This is a genomic window from Kitasatospora sp. NPDC127060, from assembly GCF_042724935.1.
GTDB lineage: Bacteria > Actinomycetota > Actinomycetes > Streptomycetales > Streptomycetaceae > Kitasatospora.
Map to the genome: position 1 here is coordinate 1 of NZ_JBHXEG010000084.1, position 15,552 is coordinate 15,552.

Below are 15,552 nucleotides of genomic sequence, written 5' to 3' on the forward strand. Positions count from 1 at the left end.
GGAACGCCGAGAGGCCCCTTGCTTTCGCAAGGGGCCTCTCGGCTGTCTGTGCGCCGCCAGGGACTCGAACCCCGGACCCGCTGATTAAGAGTCAGCTGCTCTAACCAACTGAGCTAGCGGCGCCTGCTGACAGAGAAGACTTTAGCAGCGGCCCGCGGTCGAGCCAAAATCGAATACCGGCCGGCCTCCGTTCACCCCCCGGTCACGACGACCGGTGCGGCCGGCACGGCCCCGCCGGGCTCGCGCGCCGCCCGTACACAGGCCCACAGCACCACCGAGGCCCCGGGCAGCCAGGGCTCCCGCTCGTCCGGGGCGACGATCCAGCGGCCCGAGCCCCGGCCGGGGGAGTCCGGGCCGTGCACCATCCGCTGCAGCGGCGGCACCGTCACCGCGTCGCCCTTGCCGTGGCAGAGCAGCGGCGGCACGTCCCGGGCCCACTCCTCCCAGGCCAGCAGCCGGCGCAGCCGGGGGGCCGCGCCGGGCCGGACGAACAGCAGGGTGCGCCCCCGGTAGCCCGCGACCGGGCCGCAGCCGGGGCCGGAGGCCCACAGTTCGTCCAGCACCCGGCGGCCGAACAGCGACGGCATGCTGATCACGTCGAAGGTCCGCCCGCAGGGCAGCACGGAGGGCGCCCACGGGCGGGCCTCCCAGAGGGCGCGCATGCTGCGCGGGTACTCGCTGGCGGAGGCCAGCCAGGCCTCCCCGGCCACGGTGACGTATTCCACCGACTGGTGCGTCCAGATGTCCACGCCCAGCAGCCTGCGCCGTGCGCGCCCCCGGCGGGGCGGAAAGCGCCGTTCGCCGGACAGGGCGACGGGCGATCGCGTACCCTCCGCCGCTGGCATATGCCAGCGGCCGCGGGTCAGGGGGTTCAGTCCTCGTGGCGGCGCGGCTGGAGCAGGGTGCGGCCGTACTCGATCATCTTGGTGGCGTAGTCCGGGGTCCAGTCCGACCGCTCGGCGATCTCGGCGTCCGACAGCGCGTCGAAGCGGCGCGGGTCGGCGAGCTGGGCGGCGGCGACGGCCTGGAAGTCGGTGGCCCGCTCTGCGGCGGCCCGGAAGGCCAGGGCCAGTTCGGTGGAGCGGCGCAGCAGCTCCGCGGGGTCGTCGATGGACTCCAGGTCGAAGAACCGTTCCGGCTCCGGTTCGGCGGACTGCGGCTCGAACAGGAGCTGCACGGGGCGCAGTCGCCTGGTGGGCTCGGGCGTCTCGGCGGGGGAGTCGGGCATGGACGGACACCTCCGTGGTCTCGGTGAGGGGGCGGTGGGCTGCTCCGGGCCGCACCGCCCGATCGTGGCCGTCGTCCATTGTCTCGCGGCGGCGGCCGGTAGCGGAACGGTGCGCGTGCAGGCGCTATTCCCCCGGCGCGCGCCGGGATGGTGCCCCGGGCGCCGCACATCCGGATCGCATGCGAACCGGTTGTTCCCGGCGACAACAGTCGCCCACCGAACCGGGAGCACCCCATGCGCGCACTCTCCACCGGCCTCCTGCTGGCCGCCGCCCTGGCACCGGCGCTGCCCGTCGTACCGGCCGGGTCCGCCGCCGCCGCCGCCGAGACCGCCGCAGTGGTCAGCGGGCCGCCGAGCAGCCCGGGCGGCGTCTCGACGGCCACCTGCCCGGCCGGTACCCACCTGACCGGCGGCGGCTACCGGCTCCAGCCCGACGCGGACGGACCGGTGCGCGCCAGCGGGCCGACCGCCGACGCGACCGGCTGGAGCGCCCAGGCCGCGCACGGGTCCGTGGTGGCCTTCGCGGTGTGCGAGACCGAGGACTGACACCCGCTACCGCAGGCGCACCCGGTGGCCGCTCAGGTGCTGGAGGACCTGGTGGTTCGCCTCCCAGCCGTCCGGGAAGGCCACCGGAACGCCCAGCTGCACCGGCTCGGTCGCGGGGTGCTCGTCGAGCAGCTCCGCGATCCCGGCCCGGCCCACCACGATGCAGGCGTGCCGGTGCCGGGAGGCGAGCACGCAGAGCCGGCCGGTCTCCAGGTGGAAGGCGGTCGCGTCGGGGCGCCCGGAGAGCGGGTGCAGCACCACGGTGACGTCGTACTCCCGGCCCTGCAGCCGGTTCGCGGTGTCCACCGTGACGGCCGGACCGACCGTGCCGTCCACCGGGACGCCCACCTTGAGCAGGGCCGCCCGCACCGCCGCCGCCTGGTCCCGGTGCGCGGTGCCGACAGCGATCCGGTCCGCGGTGAGCGGGGCCCCGCCCTGCTCGGAGCGGGCGGTCAGTCCGCGCTCCAGCAGCCGCCGGACGGTGGCCGCGATCGCCGCCACCGCCTGGGGGTCGGTCCGTACGGTGTGCCGGGCGGGCAGCTCCAGCAGCGCCCAGCCGTGCTCGGCCGCCCGGTCGATCACCGCGTCCAGCGCCGAGCCGTCCGGCCGCACGGTGGCGGTCAGTCCGCGGTCGTCCGGGCCGGTGCCGGAGCGGAACGGCGTGTACGGGTAGAAGGCGCGCGAGATCAGCGGTGCCGCGCTGGCCGGCAGTCGCCAGGAGACCGGTAGCCGGTGCGGCTCGATCTGCGGGTTGTGCGCCAGCAGCGTCACCACGGCACTGCTGGACGGGTCGTAGGACAGGCCGGCCCACTGCTCGGTGCCGACCACGGTGAACGGGTCCAGCTGGCCCGGGTCCCCGACGAACAGCGCCCGCTCGAACAGCCGGGCCACCGCGAGCAGGGCGTCCGAGCGCATCTGGTACGCCTCGTCGACGATCGCGTGCCGCCACGGCGCCTCGGCCCGCACCCACTGCCACTTGGCGGAGGTGGAGATCACCACATCGTGCTCGACCAGGTCGGCGACCTTGTCGGAGGGCGTGACGTTGGCGTGCCTCAGCACCTCCGGCCCCGGCTGGGAGTCCGTCGCGTGCAGCCGGCCGATCGTCAACTCCGGTGCCTTCTCGGCCAGTCGGCCGACCAGGTCGTCCACCTGGCCGTTGGTCTGGGCGACGATCATCAGCCGCTCGCCGGCCGCCACCAGCTCCCGGGCGGCCCGCACCACCAGGGTCGACTTCCCGGCGCCGGGCGGGGAGTCCACCACCACGCCGCGCGGCGCACCGGCCGGCGGGTGGACGGTGGCCGCCAGGATGCGGGCCACCGCGGCGTCGGCCGCCGCGCCCGGGGGCTGCTCGCTCATCATTCCCATTCCTCGGTGGCGGTGGCGGCGGCAGCGGTGGCGGCCGGGGGCGCGCTGCCGGGCGGGCCGCCGTGGGTCCACGGGGTGTCGTCCGGCTCGGGCAGCGGCGCGGACTGGCGGACCGTCAACTCGAACAGGGTGAAGGTGACCGGCTCGCCGGGCTCGGGCAGGCTGCCCGGCTCGGGCTCCTTCTTGCGGCCCATGCCGGACAGCACCCGCAGCGTGATGGTGCCCTCGGCCGGGTCCACCGCCACGATCCGCGCCTTCTGCGCGGCCGGGCCGTGCACCCGGTGCGCCTCCCGGCCGAGGTCGGCGTGCGGGCGGTCGGCGGTGCGCAGGGTGACCAACGGACGGGGCTTGGGGGAGCGTCCGGTGGTGTCGTAGTCCGGCACCACCTCCGTCACCACCCCGCTGAACGCCTCGCCGGACAACCGGTGTTCGGCCATTGCCAGCGGGTCGTCCAGTGCCTCCTGGACGTCCAGCCGGGCCTGCTCGCGCTCGCGCTGGGCGAGCTTGCGGGCCGCCGTGACGGCGTCGTCCTGCCGGGGCTGCGGCGGCTCGCCGGCCGCCAGCCGGTCCCGGTGGCCGGTGTAGGACCAGCGGTCGCCGGTCCAGCGCTCCTCCAGGTGGCCGGCCGGCGGCAGGGCGCGCAGCAGGTCCAGGCCCCGCCAGACATCCCGCCAGGTGGGCAGCAGCACGGCCGACAGCACCCGCTCCAGCTGTTCCACCGCCGAGCGGACGGCCGCGCGGGCGCGCTCGGCGGCGGCCTTGTCGCGCTGCTCGGTGCCGTGCCGCAGGGCGCTGACGGCCGCGTCGTAGCGGGCGATCGCCGGGGCCAGCACCGCCTCGTCGAAGGCCGGGTCGGTGGCCGGGCCGGCCGGCGGGTGCAGCAACTGCCCGTGCTCGTCGCGGGCGGACTCGGCCAGCTCGGCGGCCTGCGCGCCGGTCAGTCCCGGCGGCGGGCCGTGCCAGGCCAGCCGGGCCGCCAGGTGCTGGTCCTCCAGGTGGCTCTGGCCGGTGGCCCAGTGCCGGGCGAGCAGACCGGTCATCGGCAGCAGCAGGCTGGAGCCGGGCACCTGGGCGCGGTCGGTGAGGTGGGTCAGCCAGCGGCCGAGCAGCGGCACCCGCAGCGGCGCCGGGTGGGGGCCCGGGTCGGCGTCCTCGGCGGTGCGGCGGAACCGGGTCGAGCGGCCGATCAGCGAGAGGTGGTGCACGCCCGCGCCGTTGGGCACGATCAGCTGCGGCGCGTCCGCGCACAACTCGCGGAACACCTGGGTCTTCTCGCCGGTCTCCGGGTCCTTCTCGGAGCCCTCGACCTGCTCGACGTCCGTGCCGAAGGACTCCAGGTAGGGCAGCAGGTCGGCGGCCAGTGCGGCCAGGTAGTCGAACCGCAGGGTGCGGTTGAGCGGCTGGGGCACCAGGTGCAGCCGGGGTGCGTCCCGGTCGGTGCCCAGCAGCACGGCCAGCGGCGCGCCGGACTCGCCGGCCGCGGTCAGCGGGACGACCACCATGGGCCGCTCCGACAGGTGCCGGTGCCGGACGGTGGCCAGCGGCTCGGCCCGCCCGCTGCGGACGGCCTCCAGCCGGGCGAGGGTGGTCAGCAGGCTCATGCCCTCACGCCCAGGGCTTCCGCGCGCAGGGCGGCCGCGTAGGCCAGGCGCTCGGCCGCCTCGTGCGCGCCGTCGCCGTCCGTACCGTCGCCGTCCGTACCGTCGCCGTCCGTACCGTCGCCGTCCGTACCGTCGTCGAGCGCGGTGGCGTCGCCCGCGCCCGTTCCGTCCGCGCCCTCGGGGTGCGGGCCGGGCGCGCGCTGGGCGGCGGCCAGCGCCTCGGTGACCGTACGGATGCTGCCCAGCTCGCCGCGCACGCCCCGGCCGAGCTGCTCGACCCGGTCGTCGCAGCGGGCCCGGGCGCGGCAGTGGAAGCCGAGCTCGCAGGTGGAGAGGCAGTCCGGGCTGTAGGCGGCGGGCACCGCCTCGACCGAGGCGGTGAGCTGCTCGGCGGTCCGGGCCGGGGCGCCGTCGTCGGCGGCGGCCAGGTCGAAGTCGGTGCCCGGCGGCAGCGTCGCCAGCAGCCGCTCGATGCCGGTCATCCGGCTCAGCTGGCGGCGGGTGGTGGCCAGTTCGCGGCGGACGTCGACGGCGACGGCGGTCGGCCGGTTGCCGAAGTCCTTGGGGCAGACCAGCAGCACGCTGGTGCGCGGGCTGCCCGGGAGCCGCTGCTCGGTGTACGGGTCGTCGGACAGCGGGACCCCGGCGGCCGCGGCGGCGGCGTGCTGGAGCGCCAGCACGTACACCGCGGCCTGGCGGGCGGCGGCGCCGACCTTGGCCGGGTCGGCGCTGCCGTCCAGCACCGGGAAGGACTTGATCTCCACCACCGTGCACCGGCCGCCGTGCACCACCAGGGCGTCCGGCTCCAGGTAGGCGGTGCTGCCGGCCACGGAGAGCCGCAGCATCGGGTGGTCCAGCAGCGTCCAGGAGTCCGGGTCGGCGGCGGCCCGGGCCAGTGCCTCGACCGTCCGGTCGGCGCGCACGGCCGGGCCGGAGCGGGGCAGCAGGTCCGGCACCAGCAGCGGGGCGCGGTCGTCCACCGGGAGGCCGAGGTGGGCGCGGAGCGGCTCCAGCAGGGCGGCGTGGTCGTCCGCCTTCAGCCGGGACTCGAAGATCACGCCGCGGGCGATCGCGAACGGGGATTGCCCGAAGGGGGCGGGGCGGCCGAGCCGGGCGGCCAGTGCGGACTTGTCCACCCCGGCCGCGTCCAGTACGGCGCGGCGGTGGCAGCCCGGATTGGCGGCCAGCGCGGCGAGGGAGCGGGCGTTCAGACTGCGCTGCGGGGCCGGTCCGCGCAGCTCGGCGAGCCGCTGGGCGAGCGGCTCAGCGGGCCCGCGGAGCGGGACGTTCGTCGAGACGTTCATGGTGCGGCCCAGTGTCGCATCCGGGTCCGACAACGTGGTGCGGACCGGGCGGTTCCGGGCCGTAACCGGTCGGTGGCGCCGGGTGTTCCGGGCCCGCGATCGTGGCCGCCGTCGGGGTGGGGGATCATGGAGCCCGGTGCTCAAGGGTGAGACCGACCGTTGACCGCCCCGCTGCGAGGAGCCTTCCATGCCCGCCCGAATCGTGCTGGTCCGCCACGGCGAGACCGAGTGGTCGGCCACCGGCCGCCACACCGGCCGCACCGACATCCCGCTGACCGAGGAGGGGCGCGCGATGGCCCGGGCGCTCGGTGCCCGGCTCGCCGGGGCCCCCTGGAACGGGCTGTCGGACGCGCTCGTCTACACCAGCCCGCTCGGCCGCGCCGAGGAGACCTGCGCCCTGGCCGGCTTCGGCGACCGCGCGGTGGAGCGCCCCGAGCTGATGGAGTGGGACTACGGCCAGTACGAGGGCCGCACCGGCGCCGACATCCGGGCCACCGACCACCCGGGCTGGCTGATCTGGCGCGACGGGGTGCCCGGCGGCGAGAAGCTCTCCGACGTGGCCGCCCGGGTGGACGCCCTCCTCGCCGGCCTGAACGAGGAGCACGGCGTCCCGGAGTCGGACACCACCGTCATGCACTGCGCCGACCGGGACGTCATCCTGTTCGCGCACGGCCACCTGCTGCGCATCCTGGCCGCCCGCTGGCTGGGTCTGCCGCCCGAGTTCGCCCAGCGGTTCAAGCTCGGCACGGCGGCGCTGTGCGTGCTGTCCTGGGAGTACGGCGCCCCGGCGGTGGAGGTCTGGAACGACCTGTCCCACCTGGAGGGGCTCAACCAGAGCCGCTGACACGGCTGCTGGCGCCCGGTCAGGCCGCCGCGGCCTGGTCGTACCCGATCAGGAAGCGGCGGACCTCGGCGACCGAGGCGTGCGCGCGCAGCCGCCCCGCGGTGTCCGCCAGCATGCTGCGGATCCGGGCCGAGCGGACCTCGCCGAACAGTGCGACGGCGGCCGAGCCGTGGTGCGCCGCCCCCGCCAAGTCCCCCCGGCCGAGCCGGTCGTGGGCCAGTTCGGCGGTGTACAGCACCCGATTGCGGACGAAGTGCGGCTCCTGCAGCGCTATGGCCAGCGCGGCCTGCTCGCTGGCGCGGTCCCAGTCCTCCAGGGCGGACCAGCACTGTGACTGCAGGCCGGCGATCTCCGCCTCGCCGAAGAAGGACATCCACTCCGGATCGGACTCGGCCGGCCCCCGGTCGAACAGCGCGTAGGCCCGGCCGATCGCGCGTTCGCAGGAGGATCGGTCCCGCAGTACGGCCCAGGCGCCGGCCTCGCGCATGGTCAGCAGAGCGAGCAATCGGGTGGAACTCAGTTCCCGGGCGGCGGCCTGCCCGGCCTGCGCGGCGCGCAGCGCCTCGCGCGGGCGCCCGGCGTCCCGGGCGAGGAAGGCGCTGTTACAGAAGACGTGCGCCTCCAGGGCGGCGTCCCCGGCCATCCGGGCGGTGGCGAGCGCCTCGGAGTAGAACGAGCGGGCGTCCGCGAGCCGGTTCGAGTCGTGTGCCAACCAACCGACGGAGATGGCCAGTTCACCGGCCCCGGCCTGGAGTCGGCGTTCCGTCTCGGCGCTGTAGTCGCCCTCGTTGAGCAGCACGTAGGCGGTGCGCAGCGATTGCCCGGCGAGCTCGTACAGGGCGTCCGCGCCGTGCGCGTCGTCGGCCAGTCTGATCTCCCGGACGGCCTGTTCGACGCCCTGCACCTCGGCGGCACCGACCTTGCGCAGCGGCGGCACCGGACCCGGCCGGCCGGGCACCACCGGCTCGGCGCCGAGCAGCGAGGGCGCGGCGAACTCCGCACCGGGGAAGGCGCCGTGGCGGGGGAAGGCGCCGTGGCCGGTGGCCGGGCGGGGGCCCGCGGCCGGGCCGAAGCCGGCACCGGCGACGGGCCCGGCGGCGGCCGGCCGGTCGATGCCGATCACGGTGGCCAGCGCGGTCGAGCCGCCGGCCAGGAACGTACGGCGACGCACGTCGTCGTTCTCCTCGTCGGGATAGGGCGATCCATCGGGCCCCCTGGGCACCGCGCCGGCCATCGGCCACGGAGGCCCGTCCGGAGCGGCTGGACCCGCGTACGGCGAGGCAGCGTACGGGAGTCGGGTGGAGAGCGGTGAGCGCGGGGCGGGCAGGGGCGGGAACGGCGGGTGGAGCGGGGGAGCCCCGGCGGCCGCCCCGCCGCCGTCCACCGAGCGGCGGCGGACGGCGGTGCGGGGGGCGAAGCCGAGGTCGGTGAGCGTGCGATCCGGCCACATGTGCCGGAAGACCCGCTCGTAGGCGTAGTTGGGGCAGCGGATCTCACCGGACTCGACCCGACCGACGTAGCGGGCGTCGCAGGACACGTGCTCGCCGATCTCGCGGGCGGCCCGGCGGACCGCCATGGCGAACTCGCCGGGTGAGCGGTCGCCGCGCAGTGCGCGCATCACGGGGTTGGGGGACGGTCGGTTCGGCTCGGCCGGTGGGGTGGCTGCCATGGCGCCGAGAGTACTCGGAGTCACCGACTGGCCACACTCGGTTGGTGGGACATCTACCCTCAATCCGGTGCAAGGCGGGCGTAGTTGCCGGATATCCGCCATGAAATGCCATGCCTTGCTGTAAGGCGCCCCGTGGCCTCGGGCCCTCCCGCCGCGTTGTCCTGATACGTGGAAGCCCAGGCCGCCCCCCGGCCCGTCCCCGCCCCCGCGGCCCCACCCCCGGCGGCAGCGCTTCCGACCCGACGAGGTAACAGGAGGGCCCATGATGGCCACCGGACTGCCACAGCACCGACCCGTCGCCGGGGGCGTGCTCGCCGCCGCCGCCCCCGCCCTGCTGCCCGACCCCGACGACGAATGGTTCCGCGGCCGAAGCCGCGGCCCGGTCGACGGCGGCCGCGGTGCCTGCGGCGGACTGCGTCGGGACCACCCCGTCCCCGCCGAGGACACCCTCGTCACGGGCTGCGACACCGTGACGGTGGCCCTGCGGCACGGCCTGGAGGCCGTCGACATCCTGCGGCTGCGCCGCGCCTGCGGGGCCGTCCTGCAGAGCCGCAACGGCAGCACCGTCTCCTTCCTCGTCCCGGCCGGCACCTGGGAGACCTGGCACCTGCCCGGCAGCTCCTGTACGGCCGGCGCCCTGGTGCCCGGCACCACCGACCCGCGCTGGGTCATCCCGCCCGCCGGCGCCGGCCGCGCCGCCCGCCCCACCGACGCCTGGGTACTCCGCTCCGCCCTCTGCGAGGCCGCCTGCACGCTCACCGCAAGCGGTCTCGGCCCGTTCTAGCGGCGTGCCGCGCGGATCCCGCCGGGCTCGCACGCCTCCGGCCGGATCCCCGCGGCACGCCCCTGACCAGGGACGTGCCCTTCCCGCGACGACGCTGCCCTTGTCCCCTCCGGCGACTGTGCCCGTGCCGCCTCCGGCGACTGTGCCCGTGCCGCCTCCGGCGATAATGACCGACATGGGACGAAGCAACAGGGCCGCGCGCAGCCCCGAACCGGCGCTCACCACCGGCTCGGACGGCCGCAGCCACGCCCAGGGTCCGCTGTCCCGGCCGGTCGGCTCCGGTCTGGCAGAGCTGCGCCCCGACCGGGACCGCCCGCACGCCTGGTCGCTGCTGATCGACGGTGCCCCGCAGTCCCTGGTCGACCTCGCCGACCCCACCCACCTGGGCTTCGAGTACCAGCGCCGGCTCGGCCACCTGATCGACCTGGTCGCCCCGGCCGGGCGCCCGCTGTCCGTCCTGCACCTGGGCGGCGGTGCCCTCACCCTGGCCCGCTACGTGGCCGCCACCCGGCCGCGCTCCCGCCAGCAGGTCGCCGAGATCGACACCGCGCTCACCGAACTCGTGCGCGCCGAACTCCCGTTGGAACGCGGCTGGCAGATCAAGGTGCGCGGCGCGGACGCCCGCGAGGTGCTGGAACGCGCCCCCGAGGGCAGCGTCGACCTGGTCATCACCGACGTCTTCTCCGGTGCCCGCACCCCGGCCCACTGCACCACCGTCGAGTTCACCACCCTCGCCGCCCGAGCCCTCGCCCCCGACGGCTGGTACACCGCCAACATCGCCGACGGCGGCGCCCTGCCCTTCGCCCGCTCCCAGGTCGCCACGCTCGGCGCGGTCTTCCCCGAACTGTGCCTGACCGCCGACCCCGCCGTGCTGCGCGGCAAGCGCTTCGGCAACCTCGTCCTGGCCGCCGCCCACACCCCACTGCCGATCGCCGACCTGAGCCGCCGGGTCGCCTCCGACTCCTCCCACGGCCGGGTCGAACACGGCCGCACCCTCACCGACTTCACCGCCGGCTCCACCCCCGCCACCGACGCCACCGCCGCCCCCTCCCCGACGCCCCCGCCGGGCGTCTTCCGCTGACGGCCGCCGGGCCCGGACCGTCGGTCCGCGCCGCTTCACCGTCGACTCCGACCCGAACGCCGAGCCCTTCCACCCGGCGCTGGGCGCCGTCCGCATCGGCGTCACCCCCGTCCGCTTCCGTGCCCGGGCGGGAACTCCCGCTGCCGGAGGTGGTCCTGGCGCCCCGAGCCCGACTGCGGCTCAGTGCCCGCGCGGCAGTCCGCGGTGCTTGCACATGGCCGCGCCGGTGAGCAGCAGTCCGGCGGCGATGGGGGCGAGCACCGCGGTGGCGGTGGCGGAGCCGTCCGTCTCGGCCGTCACGGTCGCGGTGTCGGCGAGGGCGAGGGCCTCGGGTGTGTCGCTGTCGGCGGGTGCGGCCGGGGCTGCGGCGCTGTCGGTGGCCGTGGCCGTGGCCGGGCCGGTGGGTCGGGTCGCGTCCGGCCCCTCGTGGGCCGCGGTCTCCTGGACCGGGGGTGTTCCGGCGCTGTCGGGCCGGGCGGTGCCGGTCGGGTCGGTCGTGCCGGAGCGGGGCCGGGGGACGGCGGGCAGTGCGGAGGGTTCGCCTTCGCGGGAGGCGCGGGTTTCGCCGGGGCGGCCCTGGGCGGGGACGGTGCCGAGCAGGCCGGAGGCGAGGGCGAAGGCGTCGGGGACGGCGGCGCCCTGTCCGGGGAGGGGGAGTCCGCCGGAGCGGATGCGCTCCTGGAGGGTGTCGACGGCGTCGGCGGCCCCGTCGACGGGTTCCGTGACCGGCCCGGGTGCGCGGCCGGGTTCGGCGGCTGCGGACCGCCCCGGTCCGGGCGGCCGGGCGGCTGACTGCCCGTTCGGCGCCGCTCCGTCGTGGAGGGGCTGGCGGACGGCCGACCGGGGCTGTCCGGGGGACGGTTCGGCGGCGGCCGTGGCCGCGTACGCACCGGTGGCGCCGACCCCCCAGAGCTGGGCGAGCAGGGCCCCGCCCGCGGCGACGGTGCGGGGGCGGGGGAGCCACCGGGCGAACGCCCGCCGTGCTCCGGCGACGCCGCGGGGGGCGGGTTCCTGGGGCTCGGTCGCGTGATTGGCTCGCATGTGAGTTGAGAACGAGCGGGCGGGGGGTGAGGTCACGGCCGCCGTCACGGACAGTCATCGTGCGAGTGGCCCCGGGCTGCGGTTTCCGGGGCCATCGACCGCGCGGGGGTCAGGAGTTGGGACGCAGGGTCCAGGTGACCGTCATCACACCGGTGACGGCGCCGTCGGCGCGGGTGATCTCGACGGTGACCGGGAACTCGGGGCGGCCGCCGGCGTCCAGCTCGGCGACGACCTCGGCGGCCGGGCGGCCGAGCACGGCGGTGGCGGTGACGTCGCCCATGGCCAGCTTCTTGTAGGCGATCTCGGCGTTCACGGCGAGCGGCACGGCGCGGGACATCTGGTCCCCGAAGGCGGCGATCACGATGCAGCCGCTGGCGGACTCGGCGAGGGTGAACATCGCGCCGGCGTGCGGGCCGCCGACGTGGTTGTGGTACGCGGGCTGGTCCGGCAGCCGGAGCACGGCGCGCTCGGGGGTGGTCTCCAGGTACTCGAGCTTGAGGGTGTGCGCCATCGGCACGGTGGCGTCGAGCATCTGGCCGATCGAAGGAGTGGTCATGGCGACGATGTTACTAGCCGGTAGCTTGTTGCGGCAGGGGCCGGACGGAAATCCCGGGCAGCCGGGCGGAACTGAGCCCGCGCCTGATCGGGGAACGCGAAAACGCCTGAGGGGCCGATCTCTTGAAGAGATCGGCCCCTCAGGCTCTGGGGTGAGTGACGGGACTCGAACCCGCGGCCACCTGGACCACAACCAGGTGCTCTACCAACTGAGCTACACCCACCATCTGTCCGGTCCGTTCCCGCTCTCGCGTTCCCGTTCCGACAGGAAGAACTCTACAGGATCCGAGAGGGTGCTCGCGCCAGGGTTTCCTTCCGGTGGACGAGGGCACCCCCTCCGACTCTGCGACGGGTGCGGTCAGTCGGCCGCGGCCCGGTACTTCTCGGCGATGGCGCGCGCGGTGTCGGCGTCCGGCCCGGGCTGCGGGACGAACACCGCCTCGCGGTAGTACCGCAGTTCGTCGATGCTCTCGCGGATGTCCGCGAGCGCCCGGTGGTTCCCGCCCTTCGGCGGGCTGTTGTAGTACGCCTTCGGGTACCAGCGGCGGGCCAGCTCCTTGATCGAGGACACGTCCACGATCCGGTAGTGCAGGTGCTTCTCCAGGGCCGGCATGTCCCTGGCCAGGAAGCCGCGGTCGGTGGCCACCGAGTTGCCGCACAGCGGCGTCTTCCCGGCCTCCGGCACGTGCTCGCGCACGTACGCGAGGACCCGCTCCTCGGCCTCGGCCAGGGTCACGCCCTGCGCCAGCTCCTCCAGCAGGCCGGAGGAGGTGTGCATCTCCCGCACCACCTCCGGCATGTTCGCCAGAGCGTCCGCCGGCGGGCGGATGATGACGTCCACACCCTCGCCGAGGATGTTCAGCTCGGAGTCCGTCACCAGCACCGCGACCTCGACCAGGGCATCCCGGTCGAGGTCGAGGCCGGTCATTTCACAGTCGATCCATACCAAACGGTCATTCACGCAGCTCACCCTACGGCGCGATCACGCGCCGCGGGGACCGCTGGGGCCGACCGGGGTGCCGCGGTGGTCTCGGCCTGGTGCTCCTCGGCCCCGCCGTGGCCGCCGGGGCCGTCCGGGTGTTCGCCCTCCCGGCCGGATCGGAGCGCGTGGCCCTCCCGCCCGGGACGGCCCTCGCGTCCGGTCCGGCCGCCGTCCGCCGCGGCGGCCCGGGCACCCGGGGTACGGACCTGGGGGGCCCGTGCCTGCCGGCCTCGCAGGTCGCCCGCCCCGGCCGACGGCTGCCCGGCGGCACCGGCCGGCACCCGGCCGGTCGGCGCACCACCGTGTGCCCGCCCGGCCGCGCCCGGCTCGTCCCCGGGCCGCTCGACCGCGCTGCGGTGCCCCTGGCCCTGGCCGCGCGCCCCCGGCTGGGGGTGCCCGTCCTCGGCCGCCGCGTGCTCGGCGGTGCGCGGCGGACGCCCCGCACCCGGACCGGCCTGCGGCGGGACCAGCGGCGACCGCCCCGGACCGCGCGCCACACCCGGCTGCCCGGGGTGCGGTTGCTGCGCGGCCTGCTGGTGGGGGTACGGCTGACCCGCGCGGCCGTGGAAGCCCTGGACGGCCGGCGTCCCGACCTGCCCCGGACCGTACGGACCGGCCTGCCCGTGCGGCACCGGCTGTCCGTGCCCGACCGGTTGCCCGTGCTGGCCCGGCTGGCCGGTCGGCGTCTGCGCCCCCGGACCGGCCGGGTACGGGTGGGCCTGCGGCCCGCCGTGCACCGCGCCGCCGAACAGGCCGCCGCCCGCCGAGGCCGCCGCGTGCGGCAGGGCACCGGGCAGCCGGAGGTCGGCGCCGTGCGCCCCCGCCGGGGCGGGCGACTGCTGTCCGGGGCGCCGCGCCCGGTAGCTGGTCCGGTACGCGGCCGGGGAGACCCCGAGCTGGCGGCGGAAGTGCCCGCGCAGCGCGACCGGCGACCGGAACCCGCACCGGCGCGCCACGTCGTCCACCGACAGCTCCGACGTCTCCAGCAGCCGCTGCGCCTGGAGCACCCGCTGGGTGATCAGCCACTGCAGCGGCGCGCTGCCGGTGAGCGTGCGGAAGCGGCGGTCGAAGGTGCGCCGGCTCATGTAGGCACGCGCCGCCAGCACCTCGACGTCGAACTGCTGGTTGAGGTTCTCCAGCGCCCAGGTGACCACCTCGGCCAGCGGGTCGTTGCCGATCTCCTCCGGTAAAGACTGATCGATGTACTGGGCCTGTCCTCCGCCGCTGCGGCGGCTGGGCACCACCAGGCGGCGGGCCAGCGCGTTGGCGGCCTCGGCGCCGTGGTCGCTGCGGACCACGTGCAGGCAGAGGTCGATCCCGGCGGCGGTGCCGGCCGAGGTCAGCACGTCGCCGTCGTCCACGAACAACTCGCGCGGGTCGACGTGCACCCGCGGGTAGCGCTTGGCCAGGGTCGGCGCGTACATCCAGTGGGTGGTCGCCGGGCGGCCGTCGAGCAGGCCGGCCGCGGCGAGCACGAAGGCGCCGGTGCAGAGTCCGATGATCCGCGCGCCCTCGTGGTGGGCCTTGCGCAGGGCGGTGATCGCCTCGACCGGCGGCGGCTGCGAGATCGAGCGCCAGGCCGGTACGACGATCGTTCCGGCCCGGGCGAGGGCCTCCAGGCCGTACGGCGCCGAGAGGGTCAGCCCGCCGGTGGTGGCCAGCGGGCCCTCCTCGCCGGCGCAGACCAGCAGCCGGTACCGGGGGACCCCGGCGTCCTGGCGGTCCACGCCGAAGACGGAGAGCGGGATGGAGCTCTCGAAGATCGGTGCGCCACCGAAGATCAGCACCGCGACGGTCTCCCGGCGGCGCCGGCCGGACAGCTTGCGCGGGGCGCCGATGGTCGCCTGGGCGGTCGGGGAGCCGTTGCCGCCCGGACCGCCGTGGCCCAGCGGGCCGTGGCCGGGGGCGGTGCCCAGGGCGAGGCCGCCGCCGAGCGGGCCGGCGCCGACGCCGTTCACCCCGGGGGTCGTGCCGCCGGCGGGGTAGGCCGGGTGGCCGGGGTAGCCCGGGTTGCCGGCGTGGGCCGGGCTCCCTGGGTAGCCGGGGTTTCCCGGGTGGCCGGGGTAGTCGCCGCCGTAGGACTGGGGCGGGCCGCCGTAGATCTGGGCCGGACTGACGGGACCTCGGCTGACGGGCTGTCCGGCGGGGTGCTGGTGTCCGGCCTGGACCGGCTGGGCCCCGTACTGCGCCGGGTTGCCGTAAGCCGGGTTGCCCTGGGCGGGGCCGCCGTGGGCCGGGCTCCCGTACGCGGGGCCGCCGTGGGCCGGGCCGCCGTGTTCGGGCGGGGCGTGGCCGGCGGTGGCGGACGGCACGGCGGGATAGGGGGAGTGCGAGGCGGGGCCCGAGTTGCCCGGAGTGCCGGAGGCGCGGGTGGTGGCGGCGATCGCGGAGGTGCTGCTGCTTCTCGCGGGCCGACTCGTGGTGCCGGCCGGCGCCTGGCCGCTGTCAGGACCCGCGTCGCTCCTGCTCACCCTGCTCAAGGCGCTCAAGCCCCCTCGGTGGTGTGGTGTGGGTGGTGCGGCACTGCTGGCCAAGATCGAAATCTATCGGGT

13 protein-coding genes, 2 tRNA genes and 1 pseudogene are annotated in these 15,552 nt (G+C 76.3%); 4 read left to right on the forward strand and 12 right to left on the reverse strand.

The features are described from left to right. Positions 1-49: 49 nt before the first annotated feature. The 3 genes from ACFWIS_RS33140 to ACFWIS_RS33150 form a co-directional block, all read right to left on the reverse strand. Positions 50-123, reverse strand: a tRNA-Lys gene (locus ACFWIS_RS33140). Positions 124-191: 68 nt separating this feature from the next. Then, on the reverse strand, positions 192-845 hold the full coding sequence (locus ACFWIS_RS33145; RefSeq protein WP_380459771.1) for a bifunctional DNA primase/polymerase: 654 nt from the start codon (positions 843-845) through the stop codon (positions 192-194). Between the two features lie 26 nt (positions 846-871). Further along, the gene (locus tag ACFWIS_RS33150; RefSeq protein ID WP_380459772.1) at positions 872-1,228 is read right to left on the reverse strand and encodes a hypothetical protein; all 357 of its coding nucleotides are present in this window, start codon (positions 1,226-1,228) and stop codon (positions 872-874) included. 234 nt (positions 1,229-1,462) lie between these two features. On the opposite strand from ACFWIS_RS33150, the gene ACFWIS_RS33155 reads away from it, so the two are divergent. Then, positions 1,463-1,774 carry a hypothetical protein gene (locus tag ACFWIS_RS33155; RefSeq protein ID WP_380459774.1) on the forward strand — a complete coding sequence of 104 codons (312 nt, stop codon included), beginning with the start codon at positions 1,463-1,465 and terminating at the stop codon, positions 1,772-1,774. 6 nt (positions 1,775-1,780) lie between these two features. Here the strand turns inward: ACFWIS_RS33155 and ACFWIS_RS33160 are convergent, their stop codons facing one another. From ACFWIS_RS33160 to ACFWIS_RS33170, 3 genes are read right to left on the reverse strand one after another with little or no spacing between them, the layout of a single operon-like run. Then, on the reverse strand, positions 1,781-3,133 hold the full coding sequence (locus ACFWIS_RS33160; protein ID WP_380459776.1) for an AAA domain-containing protein: 1,353 nt from the start codon (positions 3,131-3,133) through the stop codon (positions 1,781-1,783). Then, the gene (locus ACFWIS_RS33165) at positions 3,130-4,740 is read right to left on the reverse strand and encodes a hypothetical protein (protein WP_380459778.1); all 1,611 of its coding nucleotides are present in this window, start codon (positions 4,738-4,740) and stop codon (positions 3,130-3,132) included. Before ACFWIS_RS33165 ends, ACFWIS_RS33160 begins: the two co-directional genes overlap by 4 nt. Further along, a complete protein-coding gene (locus tag ACFWIS_RS33170; RefSeq protein WP_380459780.1) occupies positions 4,737-6,044 on the reverse strand; it encodes a hypothetical protein in 1,308 nt (435 codons plus the stop codon). Before ACFWIS_RS33170 ends, ACFWIS_RS33165 begins: the two co-directional genes overlap by 4 nt. Positions 6,045-6,231: 187 nt before the next feature. Between ACFWIS_RS33170 and ACFWIS_RS33175 the strand changes: the two genes are divergently transcribed. Next, a complete protein-coding gene (locus tag ACFWIS_RS33175) occupies positions 6,232-6,888 on the forward strand; it encodes a histidine phosphatase family protein (RefSeq protein WP_380459782.1) in 657 nt (218 codons plus the stop codon). Between the two features lie 19 nt (positions 6,889-6,907). Here the strand turns inward: ACFWIS_RS33175 and ACFWIS_RS33180 are convergent, their stop codons facing one another. After that, positions 6,908-8,557: a tetratricopeptide repeat protein gene (locus ACFWIS_RS33180; protein WP_380459784.1), complete on the reverse strand. Its 1,650-nt coding sequence runs from the start codon at positions 8,555-8,557 to the stop codon at positions 6,908-6,910. Positions 8,558-8,819: 262 nt separating this feature from the next. Between ACFWIS_RS33180 and ACFWIS_RS33185 the strand changes: the two genes are divergently transcribed. Both ACFWIS_RS33185 and ACFWIS_RS33190 read left to right on the forward strand, forming a co-directional pair. Then, complete coding sequence (locus tag ACFWIS_RS33185; protein ID WP_380459786.1) at positions 8,820-9,341, forward strand: hypothetical protein; 522 nt, start codon at positions 8,820-8,822, stop codon at positions 9,339-9,341. Positions 9,342-9,516: 175 nt separating this feature from the next. After that, positions 9,517-10,422, forward strand: a complete 906-nt coding sequence (locus ACFWIS_RS33190) for a spermidine synthase (RefSeq protein ID WP_380459788.1) — start codon at positions 9,517-9,519, stop codon at positions 10,420-10,422. A 180-nt stretch (positions 10,423-10,602) separates the two neighbouring features. Here ACFWIS_RS33190 and ACFWIS_RS33195 read toward each other — a convergent pair whose 3' ends face one another. The 5 genes and pseudogenes from ACFWIS_RS33195 to ACFWIS_RS33215 form a co-directional block, all read right to left on the reverse strand. Next, on the reverse strand, positions 10,603-11,463 hold the full coding sequence (locus tag ACFWIS_RS33195; protein WP_380459790.1) for a hypothetical protein: 861 nt from the start codon (positions 11,461-11,463) through the stop codon (positions 10,603-10,605). A 109-nt stretch (positions 11,464-11,572) separates the two neighbouring features. Beyond that, positions 11,573-12,019, reverse strand: a complete 447-nt coding sequence (locus ACFWIS_RS33200) for a DUF4442 domain-containing protein (protein WP_380459791.1) — start codon at positions 12,017-12,019, stop codon at positions 11,573-11,575. A 147-nt stretch (positions 12,020-12,166) separates the two neighbouring features. Then, a tRNA-His gene (locus ACFWIS_RS33205) sits at positions 12,167-12,242 on the reverse strand. Between the two features lie 134 nt (positions 12,243-12,376). After that, a complete protein-coding gene (orn, locus tag ACFWIS_RS33210; protein WP_380459793.1) occupies positions 12,377-12,979 on the reverse strand; it encodes an oligoribonuclease in 603 nt (200 codons plus the stop codon). Positions 12,980-13,835: 856 nt separating this feature from the next. Further along, positions 13,836-14,838, reverse strand: a pseudogene (locus tag ACFWIS_RS33215) (helix-turn-helix domain-containing protein); the annotation flags it as partial. Positions 14,839-15,552 lie beyond the last annotated feature (714 nt).

What these genes read in the sequence shown, in the direction of transcription:
- ACFWIS_RS33185 (WP_380459786.1), top strand. Translation starts at nt 8,820, where the DNA reads ATGATGGCCACCGGACTGCCACAGCACCGACCCGTCGCCGGGGGCGTG.
- ACFWIS_RS33170 (WP_380459780.1), bottom strand. Translation starts at nt 6,044, where the DNA reads ATGAACGTCTCGACGAACGTCCCGCTCCGCGGGCCCGCTGAGCCGCTC.
- ACFWIS_RS33160 (WP_380459776.1), bottom strand. Translation starts at nt 3,133, where the DNA reads ATGATGAGCGAGCAGCCCCCGGGCGCGGCGGCCGACGCCGCGGTGGCC.
- ACFWIS_RS33200 (WP_380459791.1), bottom strand. Translation starts at nt 12,019, where the DNA reads ATGACCACTCCTTCGATCGGCCAGATGCTCGACGCCACCGTGCCGATG.
- ACFWIS_RS33150 (WP_380459772.1), bottom strand. Translation starts at nt 1,228, where the DNA reads ATGCCCGACTCCCCCGCCGAGACGCCCGAGCCCACCAGGCGACTGCGC.
- ACFWIS_RS33155 (WP_380459774.1), top strand. Translation starts at nt 1,463, where the DNA reads ATGCGCGCACTCTCCACCGGCCTCCTGCTGGCCGCCGCCCTGGCACCG.
- ACFWIS_RS33180 (WP_380459784.1), bottom strand. Translation starts at nt 8,557, where the DNA reads ATGGCAGCCACCCCACCGGCCGAGCCGAACCGACCGTCCCCCAACCCC.
- ACFWIS_RS33175 (WP_380459782.1), top strand. Translation starts at nt 6,232, where the DNA reads ATGCCCGCCCGAATCGTGCTGGTCCGCCACGGCGAGACCGAGTGGTCG.
- ACFWIS_RS33195 (WP_380459790.1), bottom strand. Translation starts at nt 11,463, where the DNA reads ATGCGAGCCAATCACGCGACCGAGCCCCAGGAACCCGCCCCCCGCGGC.
- ACFWIS_RS33190 (WP_380459788.1), top strand. Translation starts at nt 9,517, where the DNA reads ATGGGACGAAGCAACAGGGCCGCGCGCAGCCCCGAACCGGCGCTCACC.
- ACFWIS_RS33165 (WP_380459778.1), bottom strand. Translation starts at nt 4,740, where the DNA reads ATGAGCCTGCTGACCACCCTCGCCCGGCTGGAGGCCGTCCGCAGCGGG.
- ACFWIS_RS33145 (WP_380459771.1), bottom strand. Translation starts at nt 845, where the DNA reads ATGCCAGCGGCGGAGGGTACGCGATCGCCCGTCGCCCTGTCCGGCGAA.